23 protein-coding genes are annotated in these 24,216 nt (G+C 45.2%); 7 read left to right on the forward strand and 16 right to left on the reverse strand.

The window, feature by feature from the left end; all coding sequences use genetic code 11:
- Positions 1-8: 8 nt before the first annotated feature.
- The 6 genes from AC2D6U_RS04195 to AC2D6U_RS04220 all read right to left on the reverse strand — a co-directional run bounded on the left by AC2D6U_RS04195 (position 9) and on the right by AC2D6U_RS04220 (position 5,840).
- The gene (locus tag AC2D6U_RS04195) at positions 9-494 is read right to left on the reverse strand and encodes a YajG family lipoprotein (RefSeq protein ID WP_484719691.1); all 486 of its coding nucleotides are present in this window, start codon (positions 492-494) and stop codon (positions 9-11) included.
- Between the two features lie 443 nt (positions 495-937).
- Positions 938-1,102 carry a hypothetical protein gene (locus tag AC2D6U_RS04200; RefSeq protein WP_484719692.1) on the reverse strand — a complete coding sequence of 55 codons (165 nt, stop codon included), beginning with the start codon at positions 1,100-1,102 and terminating at the stop codon, positions 938-940.
- A 170-nt stretch (positions 1,103-1,272) separates the two neighbouring features.
- On the reverse strand, positions 1,273-2,130 hold the full coding sequence (locus tag AC2D6U_RS04205; RefSeq protein WP_484719693.1) for a poly(ethylene terephthalate) hydrolase family protein: 858 nt from the start codon (positions 2,128-2,130) through the stop codon (positions 1,273-1,275).
- 117 nt (positions 2,131-2,247) lie between these two features.
- Positions 2,248-3,162 carry an NAD(P)-dependent alcohol dehydrogenase gene (locus AC2D6U_RS04210; RefSeq protein WP_484719694.1) on the reverse strand — a complete coding sequence of 305 codons (915 nt, stop codon included), beginning with the start codon at positions 3,160-3,162 and terminating at the stop codon, positions 2,248-2,250.
- A gap of 84 nt (positions 3,163-3,246) precedes the next feature.
- Positions 3,247-4,662 (reverse strand): SDR family oxidoreductase, encoded by a 1,416-nt coding sequence (locus AC2D6U_RS04215; protein WP_484719695.1) that lies wholly within the window; start codon positions 4,660-4,662, stop codon positions 3,247-3,249.
- 413 nt (positions 4,663-5,075) lie between these two features.
- Positions 5,076-5,840, reverse strand: a complete 765-nt coding sequence (locus tag AC2D6U_RS04220; RefSeq protein ID WP_484719696.1) for a CDP-alcohol phosphatidyltransferase family protein — start codon at positions 5,838-5,840, stop codon at positions 5,076-5,078.
- A 292-nt stretch (positions 5,841-6,132) separates the two neighbouring features.
- Here AC2D6U_RS04220 and AC2D6U_RS04225 point away from each other — a divergent pair, with 292 nt between their 5' ends.
- On the forward strand, positions 6,133-8,379 hold the full coding sequence (locus AC2D6U_RS04225; protein ID WP_484719697.1) for a S9 family peptidase: 2,247 nt from the start codon (positions 6,133-6,135) through the stop codon (positions 8,377-8,379).
- A 9-nt stretch (positions 8,380-8,388) separates the two neighbouring features.
- Positions 8,389-8,925, forward strand: coding sequence for a carboxylesterase family protein (locus tag AC2D6U_RS04230; RefSeq protein ID WP_484719698.1), 537 nt, complete (start codon positions 8,389-8,391; stop codon positions 8,923-8,925).
- A gap of 210 nt (positions 8,926-9,135) precedes the next feature.
- Here the strand turns inward: AC2D6U_RS04230 and AC2D6U_RS04235 are convergent, their stop codons facing one another.
- Genes AC2D6U_RS04235 through hrpB form a run of 3 tightly spaced genes read right to left on the reverse strand, consistent with a single transcriptional unit; the run spans position 9,136 to position 12,171 of the window.
- On the reverse strand, positions 9,136-9,417 hold the full coding sequence (locus AC2D6U_RS04235) for a type II toxin-antitoxin system RelE/ParE family toxin (RefSeq protein WP_484719699.1): 282 nt from the start codon (positions 9,415-9,417) through the stop codon (positions 9,136-9,138).
- On the reverse strand, positions 9,395-9,640 hold the full coding sequence (locus AC2D6U_RS04240; protein WP_484719700.1) for a hypothetical protein: 246 nt from the start codon (positions 9,638-9,640) through the stop codon (positions 9,395-9,397). The genes AC2D6U_RS04235 and AC2D6U_RS04240 overlap by 23 nt, the downstream gene beginning before the upstream one ends.
- Positions 9,641-9,687: 47 nt before the next feature.
- Complete coding sequence (gene hrpB, locus AC2D6U_RS04245) at positions 9,688-12,171, reverse strand: ATP-dependent helicase HrpB (protein ID WP_484719701.1); 2,484 nt, start codon at positions 12,169-12,171, stop codon at positions 9,688-9,690.
- Positions 12,172-12,954: 783 nt separating this feature from the next.
- On the opposite strand from hrpB, the gene yaaA reads away from it, so the two are divergent.
- On the forward strand, positions 12,955-13,773 hold the full coding sequence (gene yaaA, locus AC2D6U_RS04250) for a peroxide stress protein YaaA (RefSeq protein ID WP_484719702.1): 819 nt from the start codon (positions 12,955-12,957) through the stop codon (positions 13,771-13,773).
- 2 nt (positions 13,774-13,775) lie between these two features.
- Here yaaA and AC2D6U_RS04255 read toward each other — a convergent pair whose 3' ends face one another.
- Complete coding sequence (locus tag AC2D6U_RS04255; RefSeq protein WP_484719703.1) at positions 13,776-14,552, reverse strand: glucosaminidase domain-containing protein; 777 nt, start codon at positions 14,550-14,552, stop codon at positions 13,776-13,778.
- A gap of 659 nt (positions 14,553-15,211) precedes the next feature.
- On the opposite strand from AC2D6U_RS04255, the gene AC2D6U_RS04260 reads away from it, so the two are divergent.
- The 3 genes from AC2D6U_RS04260 to arfB all read left to right on the forward strand — a co-directional run bounded on the left by AC2D6U_RS04260 (position 15,212) and on the right by arfB (position 18,524).
- Positions 15,212-17,308, forward strand: a complete 2,097-nt coding sequence (locus tag AC2D6U_RS04260) for a S9 family peptidase (protein WP_484719704.1) — start codon at positions 15,212-15,214, stop codon at positions 17,306-17,308.
- A gap of 336 nt (positions 17,309-17,644) precedes the next feature.
- Positions 17,645-18,019, forward strand: coding sequence for a Dabb family protein (locus AC2D6U_RS04265; protein WP_484719705.1), 375 nt, complete (start codon positions 17,645-17,647; stop codon positions 18,017-18,019).
- Positions 18,020-18,101: 82 nt separating this feature from the next.
- Positions 18,102-18,524, forward strand: coding sequence for an alternative ribosome rescue aminoacyl-tRNA hydrolase ArfB (gene arfB, locus AC2D6U_RS04270; protein ID WP_484719706.1), 423 nt, complete (start codon positions 18,102-18,104; stop codon positions 18,522-18,524).
- A 77-nt stretch (positions 18,525-18,601) separates the two neighbouring features.
- Here arfB and AC2D6U_RS04275 read toward each other — a convergent pair whose 3' ends face one another.
- The 5 genes from AC2D6U_RS04275 to AC2D6U_RS04295 form a co-directional block, all read right to left on the reverse strand.
- A complete protein-coding gene (locus tag AC2D6U_RS04275) occupies positions 18,602-20,020 on the reverse strand; it encodes a serine hydrolase domain-containing protein (protein ID WP_484719707.1) in 1,419 nt (472 codons plus the stop codon).
- Between the two features lie 38 nt (positions 20,021-20,058).
- Positions 20,059-20,553 carry a DinB family protein gene (locus AC2D6U_RS04280; protein WP_484719708.1) on the reverse strand — a complete coding sequence of 165 codons (495 nt, stop codon included), beginning with the start codon at positions 20,551-20,553 and terminating at the stop codon, positions 20,059-20,061.
- 83 nt (positions 20,554-20,636) lie between these two features.
- Positions 20,637-22,178, reverse strand: coding sequence for a M20/M25/M40 family metallo-hydrolase (locus AC2D6U_RS04285; protein ID WP_484719709.1), 1,542 nt, complete (start codon positions 22,176-22,178; stop codon positions 20,637-20,639).
- 61 nt (positions 22,179-22,239) lie between these two features.
- The gene (locus AC2D6U_RS04290; RefSeq protein ID WP_484719710.1) at positions 22,240-22,695 is read right to left on the reverse strand and encodes a nuclear transport factor 2 family protein; all 456 of its coding nucleotides are present in this window, start codon (positions 22,693-22,695) and stop codon (positions 22,240-22,242) included.
- Between the two features lie 22 nt (positions 22,696-22,717).
- Positions 22,718-23,320, reverse strand: coding sequence for a DUF4136 domain-containing protein (locus AC2D6U_RS04295; RefSeq protein ID WP_484719711.1), 603 nt, complete (start codon positions 23,318-23,320; stop codon positions 22,718-22,720).
- 76 nt (positions 23,321-23,396) lie between these two features.
- Here AC2D6U_RS04295 and AC2D6U_RS04300 point away from each other — a divergent pair, with 76 nt between their 5' ends.
- Entirely contained in the window at positions 23,397-23,555 is a 159-nt protein-coding gene (locus tag AC2D6U_RS04300) for a hypothetical protein (protein ID WP_484719712.1), read from the forward strand.
- Here AC2D6U_RS04300 and AC2D6U_RS04305 read toward each other — a convergent pair.
- On the reverse strand, positions 23,552-24,052 hold the full coding sequence (locus AC2D6U_RS04305; RefSeq protein ID WP_484719713.1) for a DUF6265 family protein: 501 nt from the start codon (positions 24,050-24,052) through the stop codon (positions 23,552-23,554). The genes AC2D6U_RS04300 and AC2D6U_RS04305 overlap by 4 nt on opposite strands.
- Positions 24,053-24,216: the final 164 nt, after the last annotated feature.

A 24,216-nucleotide genomic window follows, 5' to 3' on the forward strand; every position in this document is an offset into this window, starting at 1 on the left:
TCAAAGATTTAAAGCCCTGATAAACACCTTCCAATAGCCTCTCGAATATCATCAGCTTCGGTACTACCTTGACCTTCAGCAGTACATGAATAGACTGTCTCATAGGTTTTAGTATCAAGGAATTTAATGGTGACTTCCAAAGTATATCCCCAAAGACCACCAGCTAGATATCTCTTACCACTTTCACCATAGTTAACAATGAGTGTTTTGTGTGCTAACTGTGGTTTAATCTCAGGAATTATGACCATTCCTTTCTTTAGTAATACTCCTTGAATAACATCGGAAGGATTTACAGACTTTGAAACCGAAGTTCCATAGACTCCATATGTATCTCCATATACACCTCCAGAGCCTGAAGAGAGCGTGTTCGTACTTGGAATTAAAACATATTCATAGTTCCCTATAGAACTCTGCTTTGAAATAGTTGGAGGCTTCAAGCACCCTGTTAGCAAAAAGGCTAGTGACATGAGAGTAATTAGTTTAAAGTTTTTCATATCTATCCGTTTTGGTTCACAGTTGGTCGAGCAAAGTGTACACCAATGTGGAAGAACCGTTTATTTGGGGTTTTAGAGGGGGTGGAGGTTGTTTGGTATTCCCAAATTGGGATAACGAGCCTCAAGCTAAAAGCTGTAAGGAAGGAAGAGTTGCGAGTTACGTGCTCAACCCAGTCTTAGGGTCTCCCAAAGACTTAATGGAAAGGTCTTAGCGAGACGCTAAGACCAGTGGGGGTGACTGAAGTTTTTAGTGTTAGGTGTTGAGTGATTAGTGTTGAGTGGGGGTCGGAGCAAGAATTAAAGCTTTTCACACCATCTAGTCGTTCCGTTTACGATGCGTTAGAAGCCTGAAGTTGAGAGGAGGAGCGGTTTGAGGTACAATGCTAAAACTAGAACAGCTTTTGACGTGCTACTGCTTGGTTCACCTAGATAAGGATTCAAAGCTACTCCTCTTGGTCGGTTTTAGGGCTCATTCGCTGACCGATGCCGGCACCAAGGACAAGACCAATGGCTAACCATGTGCCGGTATTGTCCAACAGTTGACCGATAACGATACCGATGGTCATGCCCATTACCATACCAACAGCCAGGGGTTTGTTCTTATTCATGTAGGAAATAACGCATAATTCACCACATAAACGATGGCTTAGCTCAGAAAGTGGGAGAGCGATAAGCTACAAGCAAAAGGTCACAAGTCTTGAGTTTCTAGGAGAAGTAAGCGATAAGCTGCAAGGAGCCAGAGGCAAGGGTGAGAAGGATGATATCAGAAAGACCGGGTTTAGTTTACATTGGTTTGATGCTTTGAGGCGGTGGCATGTTGGTCCAGTGCATTCGTCTTGAGCATTTCTGCGTAACAGTTGTTGTCGTTGAGGTTCATTTCCAACCAGGTAAAGGCCACATTGCCCACGTCTCCGTTGCCGGTACTTGGAAAGAGCGGTGTGGAATGATTCCCTTCAGCAATCTCATAGAGCATTTTTTTGGTGGATCCAGGGGTATAGGTATAGTGAATATCGGAATGACTTGCCGGTGGTGCTGTTGGGTCCACCTGACCACTGATGATCAACAGGGGTACGTTATGCTCCAAATCCGACTCTTGTAAATTTCTAGGGTATAACCAGGGTGCTATGGCAAACACGGCTTTGATGCGTCGATCTAGTGTAGCGGCCAATTGGGCGCCGCCACCTCCCATAGACCATCCACCCACCGCAATGTTCTCGGTGTCGATCTTCCTACGCAAGGGCGAACCTTTTCTCTTGTTTTCAGCACGAATGGTCTCCATTCCATCGATCAGGGCCTTGGCGCGAAGTGCGGGACTGTCTTTTAATTCGTTAGTGCCGATGGTCATGGCGACATAGCCTCGTTGTGCAAAATACCTCGCCCAAAGGCTGACAGATCGTTCTGTGGCTTTGTATCCGGGTACAAGTACAATGCTTTTGAGTTTTTTGCCCTCCGTTGGAAAATACAAGGTGGCACCATCATAGTCATCTCCATTTCTTACGCCGTCGGTTTCGTACAAGGAGTCAATGGCGAATGCCGTGTAGTTGGCTACGCGGTCGACCGTAACGTTTTCGCACTGGGCATAGCCCAGCTGAGCCATTCCCAATAGGGCTAAGATGAGGATAAGTCTTCCTTTCATTTGAGTTAAGTTGTGTTGGGCAGATGTAAAAGTTCCTTTCAAGATAGGGATAGATTTCATTTGTTGATCAAGACAAGTGGATCTTTGCATCGACCAATTGATGCACAGCATGCAAACTTAGTCCTCCAAACGGATCACCACATTGCCCTTTTTTCGCCCACTGTCGACATGGGCGTGGGCTTGGGCAGCATCTTCTAGGGCATATACTTTTTCGATACTGGCATGAAGTTTACCCTCATCAAATAAAGTGCTGAGCACTGCCAATTGTGTCCCTGTTTCTTTGGCGACATCCATTCCGCCCACTGTAATGTACCTTCCTCCTTTGGTCAATAGGTGTTTGATCTCTCTTTTCTTGATCTTGCCAACAGCATCAAAAACGATATCGAATGAAGCATCCAACTGGCGGAGGTCGTCTTTGGTGTAATCAATGAGTGTATCGGCTCCTAATGACTTGGCCAAACTTGCTCCTTGTGGACTGCAAACGGCCGTCACATGAGCTCCGTAGTGCTTGGCGAGTTCAATGGCTGCAGTACCGACTGCACCGGTAGCTCCGTAGATCATGACCTTCCCTTGCTGGAGTCGTTCAATCCCCGCTTTTTCCAAAAAGTAGAGGGCCGTCATTCCACCAAATAAAATGGCAGCAGCTTCTTCGAAGCTGGCGGTCTGTGGTTTATGCAAGAGAGGAGCCAATTGCTTCACGCGGACATAGTCGGCATGAGCACCCATTCCTGCACTGCCGTAAATTTCATCGCCGATAGCAAACTTATTGACTGCTTCGCCAACGGCCTCCACCACTCCTGAAAACATCATGCCCTGCACACTGTTTTTGGGCTTTTTCCAGCCAAAGATCAGCCGCATGATGACCGGAGGAACGCCACCACCGTCTAAGGCACGGATACGCACATCTCCAGAATTGACTGCTGCGGCTTTGACCTTGACCAATACCTCATTCGACTTGATTGACGGTTTGGGCACTTCTTGTAGTTCAATGACTTCGGGTCCACCGTATCTGGTGGTGATGGCAGCCCGCATAGCATCGGGATTGTGTTTGACAATTCTTTGCTATTAGACGAGGACGGCCTATATAAGTTGCAGTCCGGCAGTTCTTGAGCGGACTTATCGGCTAATGGATTTGAGCATGCCGTTAAAGATAAAGCCATGAAAGGGGAGAACGCTGTACCAATAGAGTCTGCCCATCACACCTAAGGGCCTGAAGGTTGCGGTTTGCACCACTTGCTCTCCCTCCAAGGTAAACTCCAACCAAGCTTCTCCGGGTAATTTCATTTCCGCGAACAGCAATAGTCGACCTTCTTCTTTGTTGGCATACAGCACGCGCCAAAAGTCGAGGGCATCTCCGGCTTTGATGCTATCCGGGTTGGTTCGGCCTCTTCTGAGCCCTACACCTCCTACGAACTTATCCAGCACACCGCGAATCTTCCATAGCCAGTTGCCATAGTAATAGCCGTTTTCGCCACCCAGTTTCCAGATGTTGTCGATGGTGTGGCTTTTGTTCTCGTAATAGCGTTTACGCTTGTCGATGAAACAGCCAAAGGTGGGCACTTCGATGTAATCGGAAATGTTGAAGTTGACATCACTCGATACGTAAGAATCCTTCCAGCTGGAGGTGATGTTGTTTTGTTTGATGCTTCGAAATGCCCGCTCCAAGGCCTCACGATAGCTCATGGGCTTTATGCCTAAGATGTGATTCAGTTCATCATTCTGGGCAACGACTTCAACCTTCATGCTATTGACCAAGGCCACAGCGAGTTTGTAGCTGGTTGAGGTAACAAAGTACAACCAATAAGAAGACAGCTTCGGTGTCATGACAGGCACGACAAAGATCCAGCGTTTCAGCTTACGTACTTTTGCAAAACCCAAGAGCATTTCCTTATAGCTCAAGACATCCGGTCCACCAATATCGAAATGTCGGTCGTAGACCTGTTCATTCCCCAAACAGGCGGTCAACATGTTTTTAACGTCATGCATGCCAATGGGTTGACAACGGGTGTTGAGCCATCTGGGGGTGATCATGACCGGTAATTTTTCTGCCAGGTCGCGAATGATCTCAAAGGAAGCACTGCCCGAACCAATGATGATACCGGCTCTTAGGGTGGTGAGGTGGTAGTTGCCCTCACCAAGAATCTCTTCTACCCGTTTCCTAGAGGCCAGGTGTGGGGAAAGTTCTTTCTCGTTGATCATGCCACTGAGGTAGATCACTTGTTTGGCGCGAGTTTTCGCCAACGCATTTTTGAAGTTGGTCGCACTGCGGGCTTCAAGTTCCTGATAATCGGTAGATGAGCTCATGGAGTGCACGAGGTAATATGCGGCGTCGATGTCCTGCGGAATCTGTTCAAGACTTTTTTCGTCGAGCAAGTCCAGCTCGATGAGCTCGATCGAGGGCGCCAAGGATGCGGGAGCGGAAAAGCGCCGCCGGTCGCGTACACAACAGACGACATGATGGCCTTGATCTACCAATTCGGGTAGAATTCGTTTGCCGATGTAACCTGTTGAACCGGTGAGCAATACTTTCATGTCTTATAAAGTCTTTTGTAGCCTAGAAGGTTTATTCATTTGGTGCACAGGGCTCAATTCTCATAGGGTAAAGGCCTTTATTTGGTCATATCTTATCTATTCTTAGAGTCTGCCTAAGGCGTATATTAAAGATCTTAGCCTGCCTTTGTCGGCAGACAGGCGAGAGGCTAAGACCAGTGTAGTAAGTTGAGGTTTTTAGTTTAGTGTAAGACCCACCCCAACCCCTCCCTTACAAGGAGGGGAGTTTTGAGGGTGTTTTTTGGAAGGTCCTCATCATAGTCCTTGACTAGTCTTAGGGTCTCCCTAAGAGGTATATTAAAGGTCTCAGCGAGACGCTAAGACCAGCGTAGGCTTACCTTTGTCGGCAGACAGGCCAGACGCTAAGACCAGTGTAGTATCACCGATCGATTCGTTTAATAAAACAGCTTGCGGATGGCGATAAAGACCAAAATGGCCAGCGTGTAGGAGAAGAAGAAGGGCAGGATAAAGGATTCGAGTCCTGCCACTAGCAGCAAAGCCATCAATAACAATTGAAAACCCAAGCCCATGGTAGAAAGCGCGGTCATGAACCAATTCGGAAAGACCTTGCCATCCACAGCGTTTTCGTCCAACAAATAAATGGTCTTATCGAAGGCAATGTAAAGCAGGTTATAGGTATGATAAAGCACATTGACCTGCGCCTGACTTTCTCCTTCAAAAGCAACGGGCGCTTTGTGCTCAACGACTCTACTGGTCGTATCGCCATCAAGTTTATTGCGTAAGATCACATAGTAGTAGTTGTAGAGGGTACCCTGCAATTGCAAGCCAATGAAGGCGGCTGCACATAGCCAAAGATCGGCCTGCACCACATGGCCAATGGCCAAGATAAAGACACCGTTCAATAGAATGTCAGCAGTGGAGTCCAAGTAACGTCCGATGTAGGAGGGTTTTTGTTTTACCCGGGCCAGTTCCCCATCGGCGGCATCCAGGATCGATTTGAGCACAAGAAAGAAAGCAGCCATCAAGTACTGTCCTGTCAAAATCCCATAGGTTGCAATCAGACCTGAGATGATAAAACTAATGGTGACATGCACCGGAGTAAAACGTGTTTCTTTCAAACTATTGGCGATCACTTTGGCAATGGGCCTTCCGTAATCAGACAGATCAACGAACTGATGTGCCTTTGGTAATTTCGACATATAAGGTAATAGACTGCTTTTTGAAGGAATATACCCGATAAAGCGGGCGCAAGTTAACCTTTATTTGCTTTCGCATACCCGAGTTTTTTATCTTCTTTTCTCTCAGTAGTTTGTTTGGCAAGAAACGGAGTACCCACTTTTCTCTTGAAAAGGCCTTAGAAAAATGGACCACTTCAGCTTTCTCATTGGGCCGAAAGTGTTTAGCGCTTCATCTTTTCCTACAAGCCCTCTCATCAAATTGTTTTCGGTTTCCATTCGGCAATGCGTAAATTGAGTTGTAAATATTGATCCTATGAAAAAGTTCTTCCTTGCATTTCTCTTTCTCAGTTTGCTTGCCGTTTCAGTGGTTGCTCAGCAGACCGCATTTACGGTTGGGGATATCATCAATGTAAAATCCTTGGGTAGCCAAACCCTGAGCCCTAATGGAGATTGGCTTGCGGGCGTGATTAGTGATGGTACAGCCCGTTTTGGTACCGATCATTTCCGCTTTAGAGATCCCAGCTATGTAAACCTAAGGGCTGGCGAGCCTGTGTTGATCAATACCGCGTCTGGTGAACAGCTCAGGCTCTTCGATGAGAAAGCGCGCATTAGCAACATGACCTGGTCTGCTGACGGCAGTCGCTTGTTCTTTTTCGAGCAACAAGGAGATGCCTTGGTCTTGGCCTATTTCGATGTCAAAAGTGAGAAAGTACGCTACCCAAAAGTGAAGGATGAGCGAATACTGACGAGCAATCAAGGCATTATTGTCGCTCCTGATGGTGAATCTGTGATGATTGGGGTAAGAAAGAAGGGTTGGTTTGAGATGGCCATGGCAGAATACAAGGAAGCTACTGAAGGGCCTATTGTCGTGTATGATGGCAAGGATGACTTTTTGAAATGGGATAAGATCGCCTTGACTTCGTCATTGACGGAACTGGTGAAGATCGATTTGAGATCGGGCAAAGTAGACGACCTTTTACCGGAATCGAATTATGGGGGAGTCAGCCTTTCCGAGAATGGACAATACCTTCGTTTCAATGAAACCTTTCGTTTGAAAACCAGCTACTCCCGAAACAGTGGTTCAGAATACCAAGTGGGGTTTTTAGATCTACAACGAGCAGATTCGGCACAATACATTTATGAGCGAAACAAAGAGCGCAAAAACTATCGCTGGGATGATAGCGGCATGCAATATGCCTGGATCGATTCTGGAAATGTGTTATTGCAAAACCTGGCCAATTATCAAGGCGAACCGGTCAATTTGACCAAGGGAAAAGCTTTTGAGGATGAGGAAGGGAAGAAGGCAGTAAAGTTTTCCATTGTTAGGTTTCACCCCCAAGGAGAGCGCATGCTTCTTTCATCGAATAAAGGGTGGTGGACCATCAATACCGATGGTTCTGCCCTTGAAATGATCTATGAGTTGCCTGATGAAGAGGCGCGTAAAACAGCACCTAATCGCAGCGTGGTCAATTGGTCAAACGATGGGAACTATTTGTATGTGAGCTATTCAGAGAAAGACCAGTGGATGCGTGGCATACAACGGTATAACATCCAAACGAAGGAATTTGAAGATTTGATGACCAGCTCTGACCTCTACAGTGGATGGGAGTTCGCCAAGGAGAGCGATAAGGTGGTCTACAGTTTATCTGACGGCGATCGCCCCAGTGATGTGTTTGTCAGCACCTTGAACTTCAACAACTCAAAGCAACTGACAGTTTTGAATCCATGGGTGGCCAATAAAAAGTGGACAAAGTCTGAGCTGATCACCTACCGCGATGTGGATGGAGAAGAGTTGAAAGGCATTCTGTATTATCCGGTTGACTATGATCCGAATAAGAAATACCCTTTGGTCCTTGAGGTGTATGAGACCTTTTTCAACAATGGCTACCGTTCTTCTATGAACATGATCGCCAACCAAGGCTATTTCGGTTTGAGGCCGTCAGTTGACCTGGAAGAAGGCTATCCCGGCGAGGCCTGGTTAAAGGGCGTGACTGGCGCCATCAACAAACTGGTAGAAGAGGGAAAGGTTGATAATGACAAGGTGGGGCTTCACGGCACCAGTTATGGTGGTTATGCTGCTTCCTTGATCATTACACAAACCGATCGATTCGCTGCAGCCATTAACATTTCTGGAAAGGTGAACATCATCAGCTTTCTGGGTGATAGTCCTAAGATCGGTACAAGGAATTATGCCGCAGCAGAAGTAGGACAAGATCGCATCGGCGGTTCTTTCTGGGATGAGCCCTTGAAGTACTTCCAAACGACGGCAGTACTTTATGCTGACCGCATCAAAACGCCACACCTGCTTTTAACGGGAGAAGGCGATTGGAATGTACCGGGCACTAATACAAGAGAGCTGTATTATGCTATGCGCCGCTTGGGTAAGGACGTGACCTGGGTAAACTACATGAAGGGAGGCCATGGTGCAGGCTGGGCGAGTGATGAGAGTGATTACTACGATCAGTGGGAGCGTATGCTGAGTTTTTATGACAAGCATTTCTTCCCTGAAAAAGAAAAGGAATCTACTTCTAGCGAAATGACTGATGCGCAAGGGAATTAAACGCGTTGAGTGATCAACCTAAGCGATGACCTGTACTTTGAAGCCCTCAAGGTCTTAATTGATCAGTTTGTGGCTGATCATCCGGATATTGATACCGATAGAATTTATGTAGGAGGTTGTAGCAATGGTGGCTACATGAGCTTGAAGTTGATCTTGGAATATCCGAATTACTTTGCCGCAGGCTACATCAGTGCCTTGGCCTATAGTGGCGCCTATTTTTCAGTGGAACAGGCAAAGAGCATCCGGAAAGTACCGATCTGGTTTGTACATTCAAAAGATGATTCCACGACTAAGGCTGATGAAACGGTGATTCCGATCTATGAAAAATTAATGAATGCGGGCGCAAAGGATGTTCATTTTTCCCTCTATGACCATGTGGTGGATATCACTGGCGTCTTCGGGGGTGAAGACTATTATTATCCTGGCCACTTTTCCTGGATCTATTCACATGCGAATAAAGCCCAGAGAGATTATGACGGTAAGCCTGTTGTGGTTGATGTTATGCCGGTGACCATTATGCAGTGGTTGGCTGCTCAAAAGCGTTAGGAATTAGTTGATCAGGTATCCGTTATCAGTTAATCGGAGGGTCGAGGAATTAAGAAGTACGTCATTCAGAGGTACGAAAAAACCAAGGAATTTCAGTGTTCGTCTCGGAGAATTTTTGGTCTTCTGATCATTATCGAAATTCCTTTGAATGAACGAAACCAAGAACTAATTGAACTAGATTCGTTTAATATTTATATGGTTGAATCGCCCTCAAGGAGTTAATTCGCCTCTTACAACTCCGAAAACACTAATGACTTCTTGTTTCTCGTTAATTAGATAGACGATCGTGTAATTGCCAAAAACGAGGTCTCGGATTAGATCATTATCAAAATAAATGGACTTCCTATTTGCATAGGGTTGATTTGGGATTTTCCTTAGGCGAAACAATAGTTCATTTTTGAATTTTCTTGCAGCGGAAGGCTTGTCCCAAGCAATGTAGGCGATTTGTCGATTTAGTTTTTTAAGAAAGTTATCCTGAAGTACGACTTTCATATTTTGTAATCGCCTCTTCAAGAAAAGAATCGGCTTCCCCTATTGTGTATGTTTTAGATTCACCTGATTGGAGTTTTGTAAGATTGGCTTCCAATTCGGCTTGGTTGGCTTCAAACGAATTAGGTTGAATTTCGTAGGTCAATCCTTCTTTTTCTAGTTCTCTTAAAAACTTCGTGATTTTTCCAGATAAATGGTCTTCAGCCCTAATCGTAACTTTAATCATTATTGAATATACAAATTTCCTAAAATACGATTCAACAGAAGTACCGATTAACTGCGTTTGCGCTTGACTCCTCTGATAGCCGGTTCATTCCATGGGTCATCGGGCCAAACATGCTTGGGATAGCGTCTTTTCAACTCTTTGCGTACTTCAAAATAGGCATCGGACCAAAAGCTTTTGAGATCGCTGGTGATCTGAACTGGTTTAAAACCAGGAGAAAGCAAGTGGAGGAGTACAGGCTGCTGGTTATTATTGATCCGAGGTGTTTCGGCCAAACCAAATACTTCTTGGATGCGAACAGCCAAGACAGGCGGCTCGCCATTTTCTCGATAATTCAGTTTAATCGACGAACCACTGGGAACCATTATCTTTTCTGGGGCAAGTTCTTTCAGCTTATTCTGCTGTTCTATACTTAAGATATAGGTGATTATTTCATTGATATTCAGTTTTTTAAGGTCTTCGGGTTTGCGTACAGAAGTCAAATAAGGGCTTAGCCATTCTTGTGCAGAGACGAGGAGACTATCGGTGCTAACTTCTGGCCATTTCGATTGCGGATTCCACTTTCGTAAACTCAATATACGCGCTTGCAGCTGCTGTACATCCTCGTTGAAATCCAATAGTCTTTCGCCTTCTTTTTTGATGGCATCCAGGATGGCCTCGATCAGACGGTCGGGATCAGGATCAGGTAGAGGCGTGCTTTTGAGTACGATGCTACCAATGCACAAATTCAGCGTTGCACTCAGCCCACCATCATCGGTATCCCATTCGACCACTTCCTTTTCTTTTACTAAGGGAGCCAAGTCTCTTGGATTCAAAGGGGAGGCCATATGGATCTTACCCAATCCGTCTCGAGCATCGACATGACAAACCGCCAGCCAAGGCTCTGCAGCGAGGTCATCACGATGCCCGATAGCCGCAATTCGACCGTTCGAAAGCTGAAATTGCGCATTATTACCCGGCCGCGCATGGGCGATGCGTTCTGGATAGGCATAAGTGATCAAAACACCCGTTTCGTATGGGTCGTGTGGGTCGTTGTCTTCCGGCTCATCAAAAAGTTTTCGGTATTGGGATGCGATCTTGGCCAATCGACCCCATTTGTGGTTATCGCGCTGTTCTCTTCTATGAGTTCTGAGTACATCAATGCGTTCATTGATGTCACTTCCTGCTTCTCGTCCCAAAGGGTCTCGTTCTTCTAATAAGGCGGCAATATCAGCAGCTAAAGCGACTTGATCTTGCTCCTCTGCCATGATGAGCATATGGGCGATGCGTGGATGGCATGGGAGTTTTGCCATGGCTTTCCCATGTGCTGTGATCTTACCATTTTCTAGGGCCTCCAATTCGTGCAGCAGTTCGCGCGCCTGCAATAAATGTCCTTTTGGTGGAGGAGTCAACCAAGTCATTTGTTGGATGTCCGAAATTCCCCATTGTGCCATTTCAAGTACCAGTGAAGCCAAGTCGGCCTGTTCGATCTCAGGCAGGATATGGTCTGTTAACCGACTGTGTGTGGCCTTTGACCAAAGCCGGAAAGCAACACCCGGAGAAAGTCTACCCGCACGTCCTGCTCGTTGATCAGCAGAATCTCTAGAAATGCGATGTGTCTCTAAACGGGACAGTCCAGAGTTCGGGTCGAATTGCGAATGACGCCCAAAACCACTGTCAACAACGATTTTGACCCCCTCAATGGTCAAACTGGTCTCGGCAATGGAGGTAGCAAGAACGATCTTGCGTTGTCCATTTTGATCCGGCAGGATGGCTGCTCGCTGTTTGTTTTGCGGTAGTTGTCCATAGAGCAAATGAATCCGGACATTTCCTACTTTGCCTTTCAATAGGTCGGCCGTTTTATGGATCTCGCCTTGTCCGGGTAGAAAGGCTAATACATCACCATCATGTGCTTTGATTGCTTTTTGAATGCTCCGTGCACACATTTCAGCCATCATGAACTCATCCGTATCGCCTTCATACTGCACATCTACCGGATACTGTCTGCCTTTTGACACTACGGCTTCTGACTTGAGTAGGCTTGTTAGTTGAGGCATATTCAAGGTAGCAGACATGATCAAGATGCGAAGGTCTTCTCTTAGCACTTGCTGAGCTTCTCGACAAAGAGCAAGGGCGACATCCGCATGAATGGAGCGCTCGTGGAATTCATCAAAGATGACCATTCCAACGCCCGCTAAGGTGTTATCTGATTGCAACATGCGGGTGAGAATGCCTTCCGTTACGACCTCAATTTTAGTCTTTTCCGATACCCGCGCATCAAAACGAATGCGATAGCCTACCGTTTCACCGACCTGTTCACCTAAAAGATCCGCCATCCGCTCGGCGATCGATCGTGCAGCAAGTCGCCTTGGTTCGAGCATGATGATCTTTTGATTTTTCAACCAGTCGAGGTTAAGAAAAGCAAGAGGCAGGAGGGTAGATTTTCCTGCACCGGGAGGGGCATTGACGATCAAGGTATTTTGAGAAGCCAGTTTTTCATTCACTTCATCAATGATTTCGACGACAGGAAGGTCTATTTGCTTAGGATCAAACATGCTGCGAAGGTAATACTAGTAACCAGTAGATGGTATTGAGTCTTTGGACTTTTGTTTCACAATACGTACAGGCAAGACTCACTACCTATTCATTTCCCCCTTGGTGAAGGGGGCTAAGGGGATTGTTGGTATTGGGGAATGCTGCAATAAATTCCGTTTCTACCCCGGCCCTAAAGGGAGCATATATCGGTGTTGTTTTGACAAAATATCCGCCTTTGTTGGTGTTGTCACCAACAACTTGGCGAATAGCACATGGCGATCTTATGTATCATTCAACCAGCAACTACGAACAACCACCTCAACTCCTCCTTAGAAAGGAGGAGAGTCAGTTTATTGTGGAAATCTCGATTTCGATCTAGCAATGACGCCAGGTTACTAAGAATGACATTCTTTTCTCCCCCTTGGTGAAGGGGGCTAGGGGGATTGTTGGCATTGAGAAGAGCTAGTGTTCAACCTTAAATTCTGCCCCGGCCCTAAAGGGAGACTTTCTGAGCTTGATGCTTGATGATAAACAACTTAACACTCAACACTTAAAACTGAACTACCCCAGCCCTAAAGGGAGACGTTCGCGGCTTGATGCTTGGAGCTTGATGATTGATGACAAACAACTTAACACTCAACATTCAACACTCAAAACTGAACTATAGCAACCCTAAAGAGTGAAGTTTTTATTTTTTCGCACTACGCACTACGCACTACGCACTACACACTACGCACTACGCACTACGCATCCCAGTACCTATCGGGACACTAAACAATACCAAATAGACAATATCTATACGATTGGCAAACATTTCTTCTGTTCGCTTTGTATTATTGCAGAAAAAGAAGATCACTATGCTTTTCGTACTTTCTCCAGCAAAAACATTGGATTTTGAAACACCTTGTGATAAAGAAGCCTCTTATCCGAAGTTCCAGAAAGAGGCACTTGAGCTTATCGGTGTCTTAAAGGAAAAGTCACCGGAAGAAATTCAAGAATTGATGGACCTGAGTGAAAACTTAGCGGAATTGAATGCAACCCGCTATCAAAAATTCGCCAAGGCCAAGAATACGAAAAGAGCAAAACAAGCGGTTTACGCCTTTAAAGGAGATGTCTACGTGGGCTTAGAAGCAGAAGATCTTTCTAATGACGACTTGCTCTACGCGCAAGATCATTTACGCATTCTATCTGGACTTTATGGTATTCTCAAACCATTAGATCTTATTCAGCCGTATCGATTGGAAATGGGCACAAGGTTGGCTTTTGATGACTACCGAACGTTGTACAGCTATTGGGCAGACAAGCTATCAAAAGAACTCAATAAACAAGCCAAGAAAATAGGCGATAAGACCTTAGTCAATTTGGCTTCTCAAGAATACTTTAAGGCCGTGGACTTGAAAGCGTTGAAGATGAAGGTGGTCGATGTCGAATTCTTGGATTACAAAAATGGCCAATACAAGATCATTTCCTTCTTTGCCAAGAAAGCAAGAGGGCTGATGGCTCAATACATCATTAAGAATAGGGTAGAGACCTTTGAGGGCTTACAGGGCTTCGATTACGAGGATTATCTCTACAGTGCCGATGATTCATCCGATAACAAGCTGGTCTTTAAAAGGGGGTAGACCTACTTGATCACTTCCAGCTTATTGTAGCGAATTACTGACCTGACCTCTTTGACATATTCAAGTCCTCTGGCGGAGTATTTTTCTAGTCCAACAGCCATTTCATAGCCTGAGGGAGCTGTCTTTGCTCTTCTTGAGGCAAGTCGAGCATCTCTAAGAGGCTCGTAAAAAGGATGAGAATTGAGGTGATGCATATAGCTCTTAACAGAGGCATTGATCGTTTCGAACTTTTGTACCTCATGGGTTTGATCAGGTTTTCTTTTGCTTGGAACAATACCACATCCTTGCGTAAAACACCACTGACCGAAGAGGTTGTTCGCTGTTTTCGCAAAGCGGCTGGTGCCCCAAGCAGATTCAATAGCCGCCTGCGCCAAGAATAGCGACTCAGGGATGATATCTACCTTCTTCAGCAAGGCTTGAATATCAGCCGATTCGGTCATATCGAATGGAGACACTCGAGAATACGCGGCCATATCTTCTAGCCATTCTTTGTCAGTCTCGCTAAGCTCCTGGCCATCTTCAATTTCACTGAAAAGAGCTAGGATTTGCTCGTTTTCATTTTGTAAGATTTGGTTTTCCTCTTTGACCATGGGTCTGATGAGATCAAAGAACGATCTCTTCTTTGTTTTTACATCTTTGATACTAGCAAAATCAGGAAGTGTGGAAATCGCTTCAGCTTTGTTCACACCCGCTTTAGCCCAGGAAGCATGTGGTAGGTCTTGTGCTTTGCTCGTGAAACAAAGGATGGGTATCAAGAGGATGGAGCCATTTCTGATCATTGGGTGAAGGTAAGGCTAATCTCCTACCATTTCTCACAATACTGCCTGCATTTTATTGATGTTTTCCTTATTTCTATCCGTTGGCAGTTCAAGGACAAAGGTTATGATAAGGCAATACATAAATTATGGAAGCATGGTGTTTACGTTATGCACGAATTCGGTAATCAGGAAATGGGTTCCTTTTTGTCTCTCAGAATGAATCCCAATGCGTATCGGGAGTAATGAGGAGGCTCCTGACCTATTAGGAAGATTCTTCAGTCGTCCGGAGTTCTCGGGGCTCCTTCTAAATGATGATAATTATTAGAACGTCATTCCCGCGCAAGCGGGAATCCCCAAATAAAGAATAGATACCAATTGTGGAGATCCCCGCCTACGCGGGGATGACGTTTTTAATTGAGTTCTGACGCTGCGAATCCACGTTTCCCCCTTGGTGAAGGGGGTTAGGGGGATTGAGGACGATTTACAATGCAAGTGCGTAAACTCTATTTTACCCCAGCCCTAAAGGGAGGCGTTCGAAGCTTGATGCCTGGTGCTTGGAGCTTGATGCACAAACGAACTACACTAGATCCAAGCTTACCTTCGCCTCTTACACATTACCGTTACTTTTTTAGCACAGAATGTGTTAGTATTAGGTTTTGAAGTACTATACAGAACAACTTATGAAATTAAATCCCCTCAAATTAGTCATTGTCCTTGCATTGGGCAGCATGGCTCTGGTCGATGCACAGGCACAAGACAAGCTCAAAAACATGCCAGGGTATGAGCAGTATCGAGAGATTGCTCCGCAGATCAGAAGATCCGTCAAACCCGGTACGCTCTATGTCGACTGGGCGGAAGATGGCAAGTCGTTTACCTATGTGCAAGACGGCAAACAGTGGCAGTACGATGTCAGAAAAAAGAAAGTAACCGAAATGGGGGTTCCTCCACAGGTGCAACCAAGACCCCGCGGTTTCCGACCTGCTCGAGGACGTCAATACCCTTCGGCTGAGTCGCCTGATGGCCAATGGAAGGCTTATACGGAAAACAGGAATATGTACCTGAGCAAGCCTGATGGTTCTGGTAAGGTCGCCATTACCACTGATGGCAATACGGAGAACATGAACAAATACGGCATTGCAACTTGGGTGTATGGTGAAGAACTTGGCCAAAACACCGCCATGTGGTGGTCGCCTGACAGTAAGAAAATTGCCTTTTACAAATTCCAAGAAAAGGGAGCTAAGCAATACTACGTCCTACTCGATCAATTACAGCTCTATGATTCCTTAGAGATCATGTCGTACCCCAAGGTAGGCGAACCCAATCTACCTGTTGACCTGTTGGTCTATGATTTAGAAACCAAACAAATGACGCAATTCGATGTGCGCGATGGTAACGGGTTTCAAGATGGGCCACTCGGTACCTACCTCTATGGCATGAGCTGGACACCGGATGGTAAAGATTTCTTATACCACAGTACTAACCGCAAGCAAGACATTATGGAGTACCGTGCGGGTAACCCTGAGACCGGCGAAACGCGAGTAGTGGTCAGAGAAGAGTGGCTGCCGAGCTTTACGAAGAACACCCCTGAAATGAGGGTTTTGGAAGATGGTGAGCATTTTATTTGGGCTTCAGAAAGAACTGGATTCAACAACTACTACTTGTACAATTGGGACGGCACCTTGGTCAATCCGATCACGCAACATGAGTTTGAAGTAAGCAATATTGTTCGCGTCGACGAGAAAGCAGGCTTGCTCTATTACATGGCACGTAGCGGTGATAATCATATGAAAATGCAATTACACCGTGTTAAACTCGATGGCACAAAAGACACTCGTTTGACCGATCCAACGATGAATCATTCGGTAGATATTGCACCTGATGGCAAGCATTTTATCGACATACAAGAAACGCATAATACGCCGCCGACAACTAAGCTGATCTCAGATAAGGGTAAAGAGCTGGCGATTTTGGCCGAAAGTGACATTTCGAAATGGGAAGAACTAGGCTTAAAAACTGTTGAGGCCTTTACATTTATTTCTGCCGACGGTGTGACCGAATTGCATGGGTTGATCCATTTCCCATCTAATTTTGATCCGAACAAGAAGTATCCGCTGATCTTGGCAAACTATGGAGGTCCGGCGACCAACGAATTCAGAGAGACCTTTACTTTTCCGAATCCATTGACCGAATACGGTTTTTTGGTCGTTGATATTGACGGCAGAAATGTTCGAGGAAGAGGAAAACGCCTGCTAGATCAGCTGTATGGCAACCTCGGCATTGTTGAGCAAGACGATTTTGCGGAGGGCATCAAATCATTGTATGACAGACCGTATTTCGACAAGGACAGAGTAGGGGTCTATGGCACTTCCTATGGTGGAACTACTGCAGCGATGAGCTTATTACGCTTCCCGGATGTATATCATGCCGCTGTGGTAAATTCAGCCGTTACCGATTGGATCAACTATGATAATATCTACACAGAGCGCTACATGAACACGTTGGAGAACAACAAGGCGGGCTATGATGCTTTTAACTTGATGAACTATGCAAAGAACCTACAAGGAGAGATGTTGATCTATTATGGCACGTCGGACAACAATGTGCATCCTTCTAATTCGCTTCAACTCATCAAGGCCTTGCAAGATGCCGGTAAGAGTTTTGAGGTGCAGGTGGGGCCAGACCGAGGGCATACGGCAGTTTCTACTGACCGCATGATGGAGTTCTTTATTGAGCACTTGGTGATGAACAAGAATGAGAAAATGGGGATTCAGCGATAGGCTTCATTTCTTACAATAAATCACAAAGGTGCTTCGAAAGAGGCGCCTTTTTTTATGCCTTGTAGGAAGTTAACAGTAATTTGTGACTTGTAATTTAGAAGTCCTCAAATCTGATAACGAGTATTAGTCTATTGTCATCATTCCCGCGCAGGCGGGAATCTCAAAATACAAACTCGAATATCATTGAGGAGATCCCCGCACAGACGGGGATGAGGTTCCTTTATTTAGTTAAGTAGTTGACTAATCAAAGAAACGCTAAAGATCGTCAACCCCGAGTCGCTTCTCCCGATGTTTATCGGGATCGCAGTAACATTCTATTTATGTAAATTCATGGCTATGAAAATCAAATTCCTAATTCCCTTTGTACTGGGCATGGCCTTTATCGCCATTTTTGCCATGCGTGATGCCGGTCAGCTGCGCCATGTGGTTTGCTTTAAATTCAAGGCAGATGCGACAGAGCAGCAGGTCAATGCTTTAATCGAGGCTTTCAAGAACCTTGAAAACGAGATCGATGAGGTCAAGGCTTTCGAATGGGGCCTCAATAATAGTCCGGAAGGTTTAGATCGAGGCCTGACCCATATCTTTCAGCTTACTTTTGATGATGAAGAGGACAGAGATATTTATTTGCCACATCCTGCGCATCAGGCTTTTATTGAAGCACACGGTGGTTTGATCGAAGAAGTAGTTGTAGTTGATTATTTGATTGAATAGTTATTAGTTAATTGTTAATCGATCAACGAGATTCGCACTACGCACTACGCACTACGCACTACGCACTACGCACTACGACCCAATGCGATTTAACCCTAAAGAAATAGCATCACGAGACTTTAGCTCCGAGTTTCAGTTTCAAACGTCAAGAAGCTCAGGTCCGGGTGGGCAGAATGTGAATAAGGTGGAAACGAGGGTAACTTTACGATTTCGAGTGACGAGCAGCGAGTTACTAGGTCAGAGGGAAAAAGAGAGACTATTGCTCAAATGGAAGAGCAAGCTGACCTCGGAAGGAGAACTACTGGTCAGTGCTGAGAAGCACAGAAGTCAGTTGAAAAATAGGGAAGAGGCGATCAAGCTCTTTCAGAAACTATTGGAGAAAGCGTTTACTGATCCTAAACCCAGAAAAAAGACCAAACCTTCAAAAGCGGCTGTTAAGAAAAGATTGGAATCAAAAAAGCAACAAGCAGAGAAGAAGGCAAATAGAAAACCTCTGAGATTATAGTACAAAGTACATAGTACAAAGCTTTTGATTAGCTCCAAATACTATGTACCATGTACCATTTACCATGTACTATGTACTTACTTTTTCAATGCTCTAAACCCTTGTACATCAAAACCCTTGACCACGCCATCTTCAAAATAGAAGCTCAGCCAAGTGCCATCTGACTTGTCAAAAAGACGCGTTTTTTCACTCACGAATAAGGTGATCTCCGGGTCAATCATATCTCCTGAAGCTTTTAATACACCATCTTCTAATCTGATCTCAAGATCTCCCAATTGTTGAATATTGTATAGGCCTACATAAGCGTTCAGTTCTTCCTCTGAGAGTTCAATCGTACCACGTACATCAGGTGTAATGCCTTCAAGACCATAGGCAACAGCAATGGCCAATTCTATCTCACGAATGATCTGCCCGTTATCGGAATTGACCATTACGACCATCGCCCAAGGTTCTTTTTTAGAGGCGATCAAGTTGGCCCTGAAACCTTCATCAGCACCACCATGCCCAAAAAAATCTTCTTCAGCACTTGGTCCAAGACCGTGATTGTTCATTCCAGGGGTAAGCATGGCTTCGACCGTTTCATAGCTCAATATGCCGTCTTTTTTGTTTTGGTAGATATCCTGAATGGAGATGGCGTACTGGATCAGTTGGGTAGGGGTGGTCCAAAGCCCCGCTGCAGCCATTTCAGGATAGATAGGCCATTTGCCTTCTACCTCATCACCATTGCCTCTGTAGCCGGTTGCCGCGATGCTGTGATACTTTTCTGGCAGCGGGTTTTCAAAAGTGCTGGTCGTCATATTGATCTTATTAAGCACATGCTGCTGCATACTGGTATAGAACGTATCGGCCTCGATATCATCGATCACCAATTGCATGATGGTATAGCCACCTCCTGAATACATCCAGCTTTCACCCGGCTCTTTATAGACTCTTACTGCACCTGTGTTGCCTTTACCATCAAGAACTTCTTGCACTGAAGGGATGTCATCGCCTTTATCATAGCCCGGAAATCCCCAAACTGTTAGCCCTGCTGTATGATTGAGGATTCTTCTCAAAGTGACTTTTTCATCGCTTGTGAATTCATTTTCTGGAAGTTTCCACGAACTCAGATATTCATTGACATTGGCATCAAGGCTCAATAGTCCTGCCTCAGCCATCTGATGAGCGCGCAGGGCTGCTACGGGTTTGCTTATGGACCCAGCCAACAACATGGTCTTGGTGGTCATTTCCCTATTCGAGGCACTATCGGCCATGCCATAAGCGCGTGCCCAAGCTAATTTTCCGTCTTGTACAAAGGCAATACTAACACCTGGGATACCTAGAACTTTCAGTCTTTCTTCTAAACTGAAGGTTGGCACTTCTTCTCCTTCGATTCGAAAGTTCGGTTGAATACTTTGTTCAATAATGGCAATGCTTTGGGCATGGTCAATTCCTGTTTGCTCAGTAGTGCAGGCAAAGAAGGATAGGCTTAGACATAAAAGGATTAACTTTTTCATTTGTTAGGTTTTGAGTTATTTGACTATGAGATTATTGTTTACCGATGAGACTTTAACATTCGAATGATCAGGCCTATCTGACCCAAGTGATAAAGATCATGATGGATCAAGCCTTCTAATAAGAAGCTTAGACCGAACTCTTTTTTATAGTCTTGATCAAAATAATGTTGATCCAAAATTTCATCAGTATGTTGATTTATTGCAATCAGCAGATCTTGATTAGCTTGTTGAAAATCACTTTTAAGTCGCTCCCAACCTAAGTTGCTCAGCTCGCTATTTTCTTGCCAATTTTCAGGGTGATCATCCATTAATAACCCTTTACCTTGTTTGAGCTTAAGCAATGCGTCTTTCTTCCAAGCCGTTAAATGGGCAACGATCTGTGCGACACTATGAATTCCATTATTTGGACTTACAAATGCATTTGAATCATCGATCTGCTTGAATTTGTCAGCAAAATTTTGTCCCATCCAAAGCTGACCATTTTGAATATCTTGAAGCTGCTTGTTATATAGGCTTAGTCTATCATTTGGCATAGAACAAGTTAAGGAGTTAGTAATAAAAAAGCCTGATTCATTAATGAAATCAGGCTTTTGAATTTTATTGCCAAGATATTGAATTAGTTGCCACCAGAACGATTCGGCTTACGAGGGCTTGGCCACGCCATTTGCTCACCACTTCTTCTGCTCATTGGCAAGACAGCCTTGTCTCTAGGGAATGTTTGGTCGTCCTCACTCGCCATATAGGTCAAGATCGCAGTAAGGATCACATTGTCTCTCACGTCATCGAACACGATCTTGTCGTAAGTATCACGATTCGTGTGCCAGGTATAAGTGCCATAGTCCCAGCTCAACGAGCTTAAGCTAAAACCAGGGGCACCTGCTGCCACAAACGAAGCATAATCAGAGCCACCGCCACCTGGCGTCCCTGGGAAAGTCGTGTTGATCTCGCCTTTGATGCTATTTGGAACCGGCTGCATCCATCGCTGGAAGAACTCATAAGCGTGCAAGAAACCTTGTCCGCTAATGTTCACTACTCGACCTGTTCCGTTGTCCTGGTTGAACAAGGCTTGAAGGCCTTCAACCACCTCCGGATTGTCTTCTACAAAAGAGCTTGATCCATTCAGTCCTTGTTCTTCTGATCCCCAATGCCCTGCAATGATGGTTCTTTTGGGATTAGGATACAGTTGCTTCAGGATGCGCATGGCTTCCATCATCACAATGGTTCCTGTTCCATTATCAGTTGCGCCAGTACCACCGTCCCATGAATCAAAATGTGCAGAAAGAATGATGTATTCGTCCGGTTTTTCTGATCCTTTAATTCTTGCAACGGTATTAAATGTTGGCACCATGCCTAAGTCTTCAGACTGTGTTTCAACGCGTAAGCGAGGGGTGTCTCCGTGGGCTACCATGCGGTGCAATGTGCCATAATCTTCCAAGCCGATGTCAATCGTTGGGATTGTCTTTGCTCTGGAGCTAAAGATCTTGTTTACGCCAAACCCTCTCGACCAATAAGAGGAAAGAAGGCCAACGGCTCCAGCCTCTTCCAGATCGGCAGGTAGTGTTCGGCTGTTTACTCCTGCTGTACGGAGGTTGTTGTTCCATGCAGAGGTTACTTCGCGCTGCTCAGCTCTCATGGCTTCAATAGACGCTTCTTTACCAAATTTCTCCCAGTTGTAATTAGGTCTTCCGGTGGGTTGATGCGGGTCGGTCAATACGAGTTTACCTTTAACTGTAGGCAACCAATCTTTGTATGCTTGCTCATTTTCAAATGTTGGTAGGGTCACCACATCGGCTTCGATGGGGCCATTCGTCGAGGCCGACCAAGCCAGTTGCATGGCCTCCAGAGATCTCACGCGAGGTTCGATCATGTCGACATGCGTGATGCCACGGTCCCAACCACGCCATTCTCCCCATTGTTGGTTTTCGGCAGGGATTCCCCATTCTTGGTATTTGGCAACGGCCCACTCATGCGCGGATTGCATTTGTGGAGTGCCGACCAAACGTGGACCGTTTTTGTCCAATAGCTCGTAGGCCAGCTCTTTGAGCATAGAATTTTCACTGGCTTCTTTAATGATATTATCAATGATTTCTTTGTCTTGGGCTTGAAGGTTGATCAACCCAAAACATGCGATCATCAATACGATAAATACTTTTTTCATAGGATTAAAATTTAGTGGAAGTTAAAGATGAATGGGCTTAATCAATAAACCGACTGTGTAATTACTGGTTAGATTCGAATTTGGTCCAAAGGCGATTCGTTTGTGCTTGAAGTTTTTTCTTGAAAAAAGGTGTCCAGCCGATCAGTTGGCCTTGAACACCTAATGCCATGCCTGCCCATTTGTGTAAGTTGAATTTGTCTTTGTGTTGAATGATCAATCCATCTTTGAAGACAAAGGAGGCATCAATTCGATTATGCACCTTTCTTCCTGTTTTAGAAAAGACGTAATGCGCCTCCCAATGCGCTTCATGCACAGAGAACACTTCATATTCAATGACCATGCCTTTGTCTTGTTGGCTTTGACAGAGCATGCGCCACATGTTGGCTGCATGTGCTCCGCTGAGCTGACCAAAGGCAGGGTCTTCAAAGAGCACTTCCGGATGATAGCAGGCCGCCATGGCTTCTGCATCCAATGCCTTGAAGGCTTGGTAGAATTTACTAATGATCTCTTTGCTCATAAATAAGGTTAGGAGGATCTATTTACCGTTTTGGGTGAATAAAGCCATCTTTTTGCATTTGCTTAAAGGTCATCATGGCTACTTCTCTGATGGTTCTGTCGATCTTTGAAGGATTCACAGTACTTGTGATACCTGACCAAACGAGTTTGTTTTCTTCCAACGAAAAGACTTGTGTTTCGATGGCATAATAAGTGTCTTCTCGGTAGTAACCCGGATTATAATAACCACCCCAATAGCCACTATGGTAACCCCAATAGCCGCCGGTATAGGAGCCAGGTACATAGGATGTTTGTTTGTTCTGGTCGATCAAGCGCATTGTCATGATCGCATCGTAGTCGCCTTGTTCAATCTTCCGTTGTAAGGCTTCTTCGTTTTGAATGGTTGCTTTGTCAGGGAATACCGTATAGGAGGCATAAAGGACCTCACTCATGGCCGCGACTTCATCTTCTGCCACTCTTCTTTTGAGGTCACTCGGACTCTGTACAGCCACCAATACTTTTTCCCATTTATCGGGATTGTCAGTTGAATTGGGGTCTTTCCACGAATTGATGATGCTTGTGGAAGAACATGAAGCTAATATACCGGTGATCAATAAGAGGCCCAGTATTCTTTTCGTCGTTTTCATTTGTTGCTTTTTATAGGGATTTGAATGTATTTATGAAAGTATCAAATTAATTATTCAAAACGGAATGATTTGACCAATGAGCAATCAAAAAGAATGTCCTTCTTGTGCCATGACAGTAGATAAAGCAGAAAAGACCTGTCCGATTTGTCAATACGAGTTTCCGACACAGCCGAAAGCCTTTTCGTGGATCGCCATTTTATTGATCATAGCCCTCTTGCTGTTGTTTATTCTTTAATTCGGATCAAAGCGCGTATAACGAAAACTGGCTTCCTGAGTAGCTTCACCTTCTTCACTCATCAATACATGCACCTGCATTTCGTTAGCAGAGACCTTTTCAAAGGTAAGTCCATCGAAATAAACAAAAGCCCCATCGATCTTGACTAAAGCAAAATTGACGGATTCGTTTTGGGTTTCCCATCCGGTAAAGTCGGGGTTGAAATGCCTGATCTGAAGTAGGAGTGTCCCGTTCTTTTCCTGAATGTGCATGAGTTCGTAAAAACTCACTTCACCCTTCATGACCATTTTGAAGGAACCCATCATGGAACCGCCGAGGGCAGGCGACCATATTTCTTCGATCTGACCGCCAAAGGCTTCGCCGCGCCAGTGCCCTTGGATCCAGGTAACGTCTTCAAGTGTAGCACTTGGGGATTCGCTTACTCCTAAAGCGATCGTCTGTTGTGCATAAAGAAGGGGAGTGAATGCGAATAAAATGGCGCCTAGAATTGACCGCATAATAATGACCTTAAAAAATGACACTATCAATTTAAGCAAAAAAATCAATCCTACTCGTTGGTGGCAACACCTACGAGGGCTTAAGAAAGGGTTTTGTTTTTTTCCTCGCCTTTGTTGGTGTGGTCACCACAACCTTTTCCATTTAGTTAGGCTTAGAAGGAACC

It is taken from the genome of Roseivirga sp. YIW32, assembly GCF_057219245.1.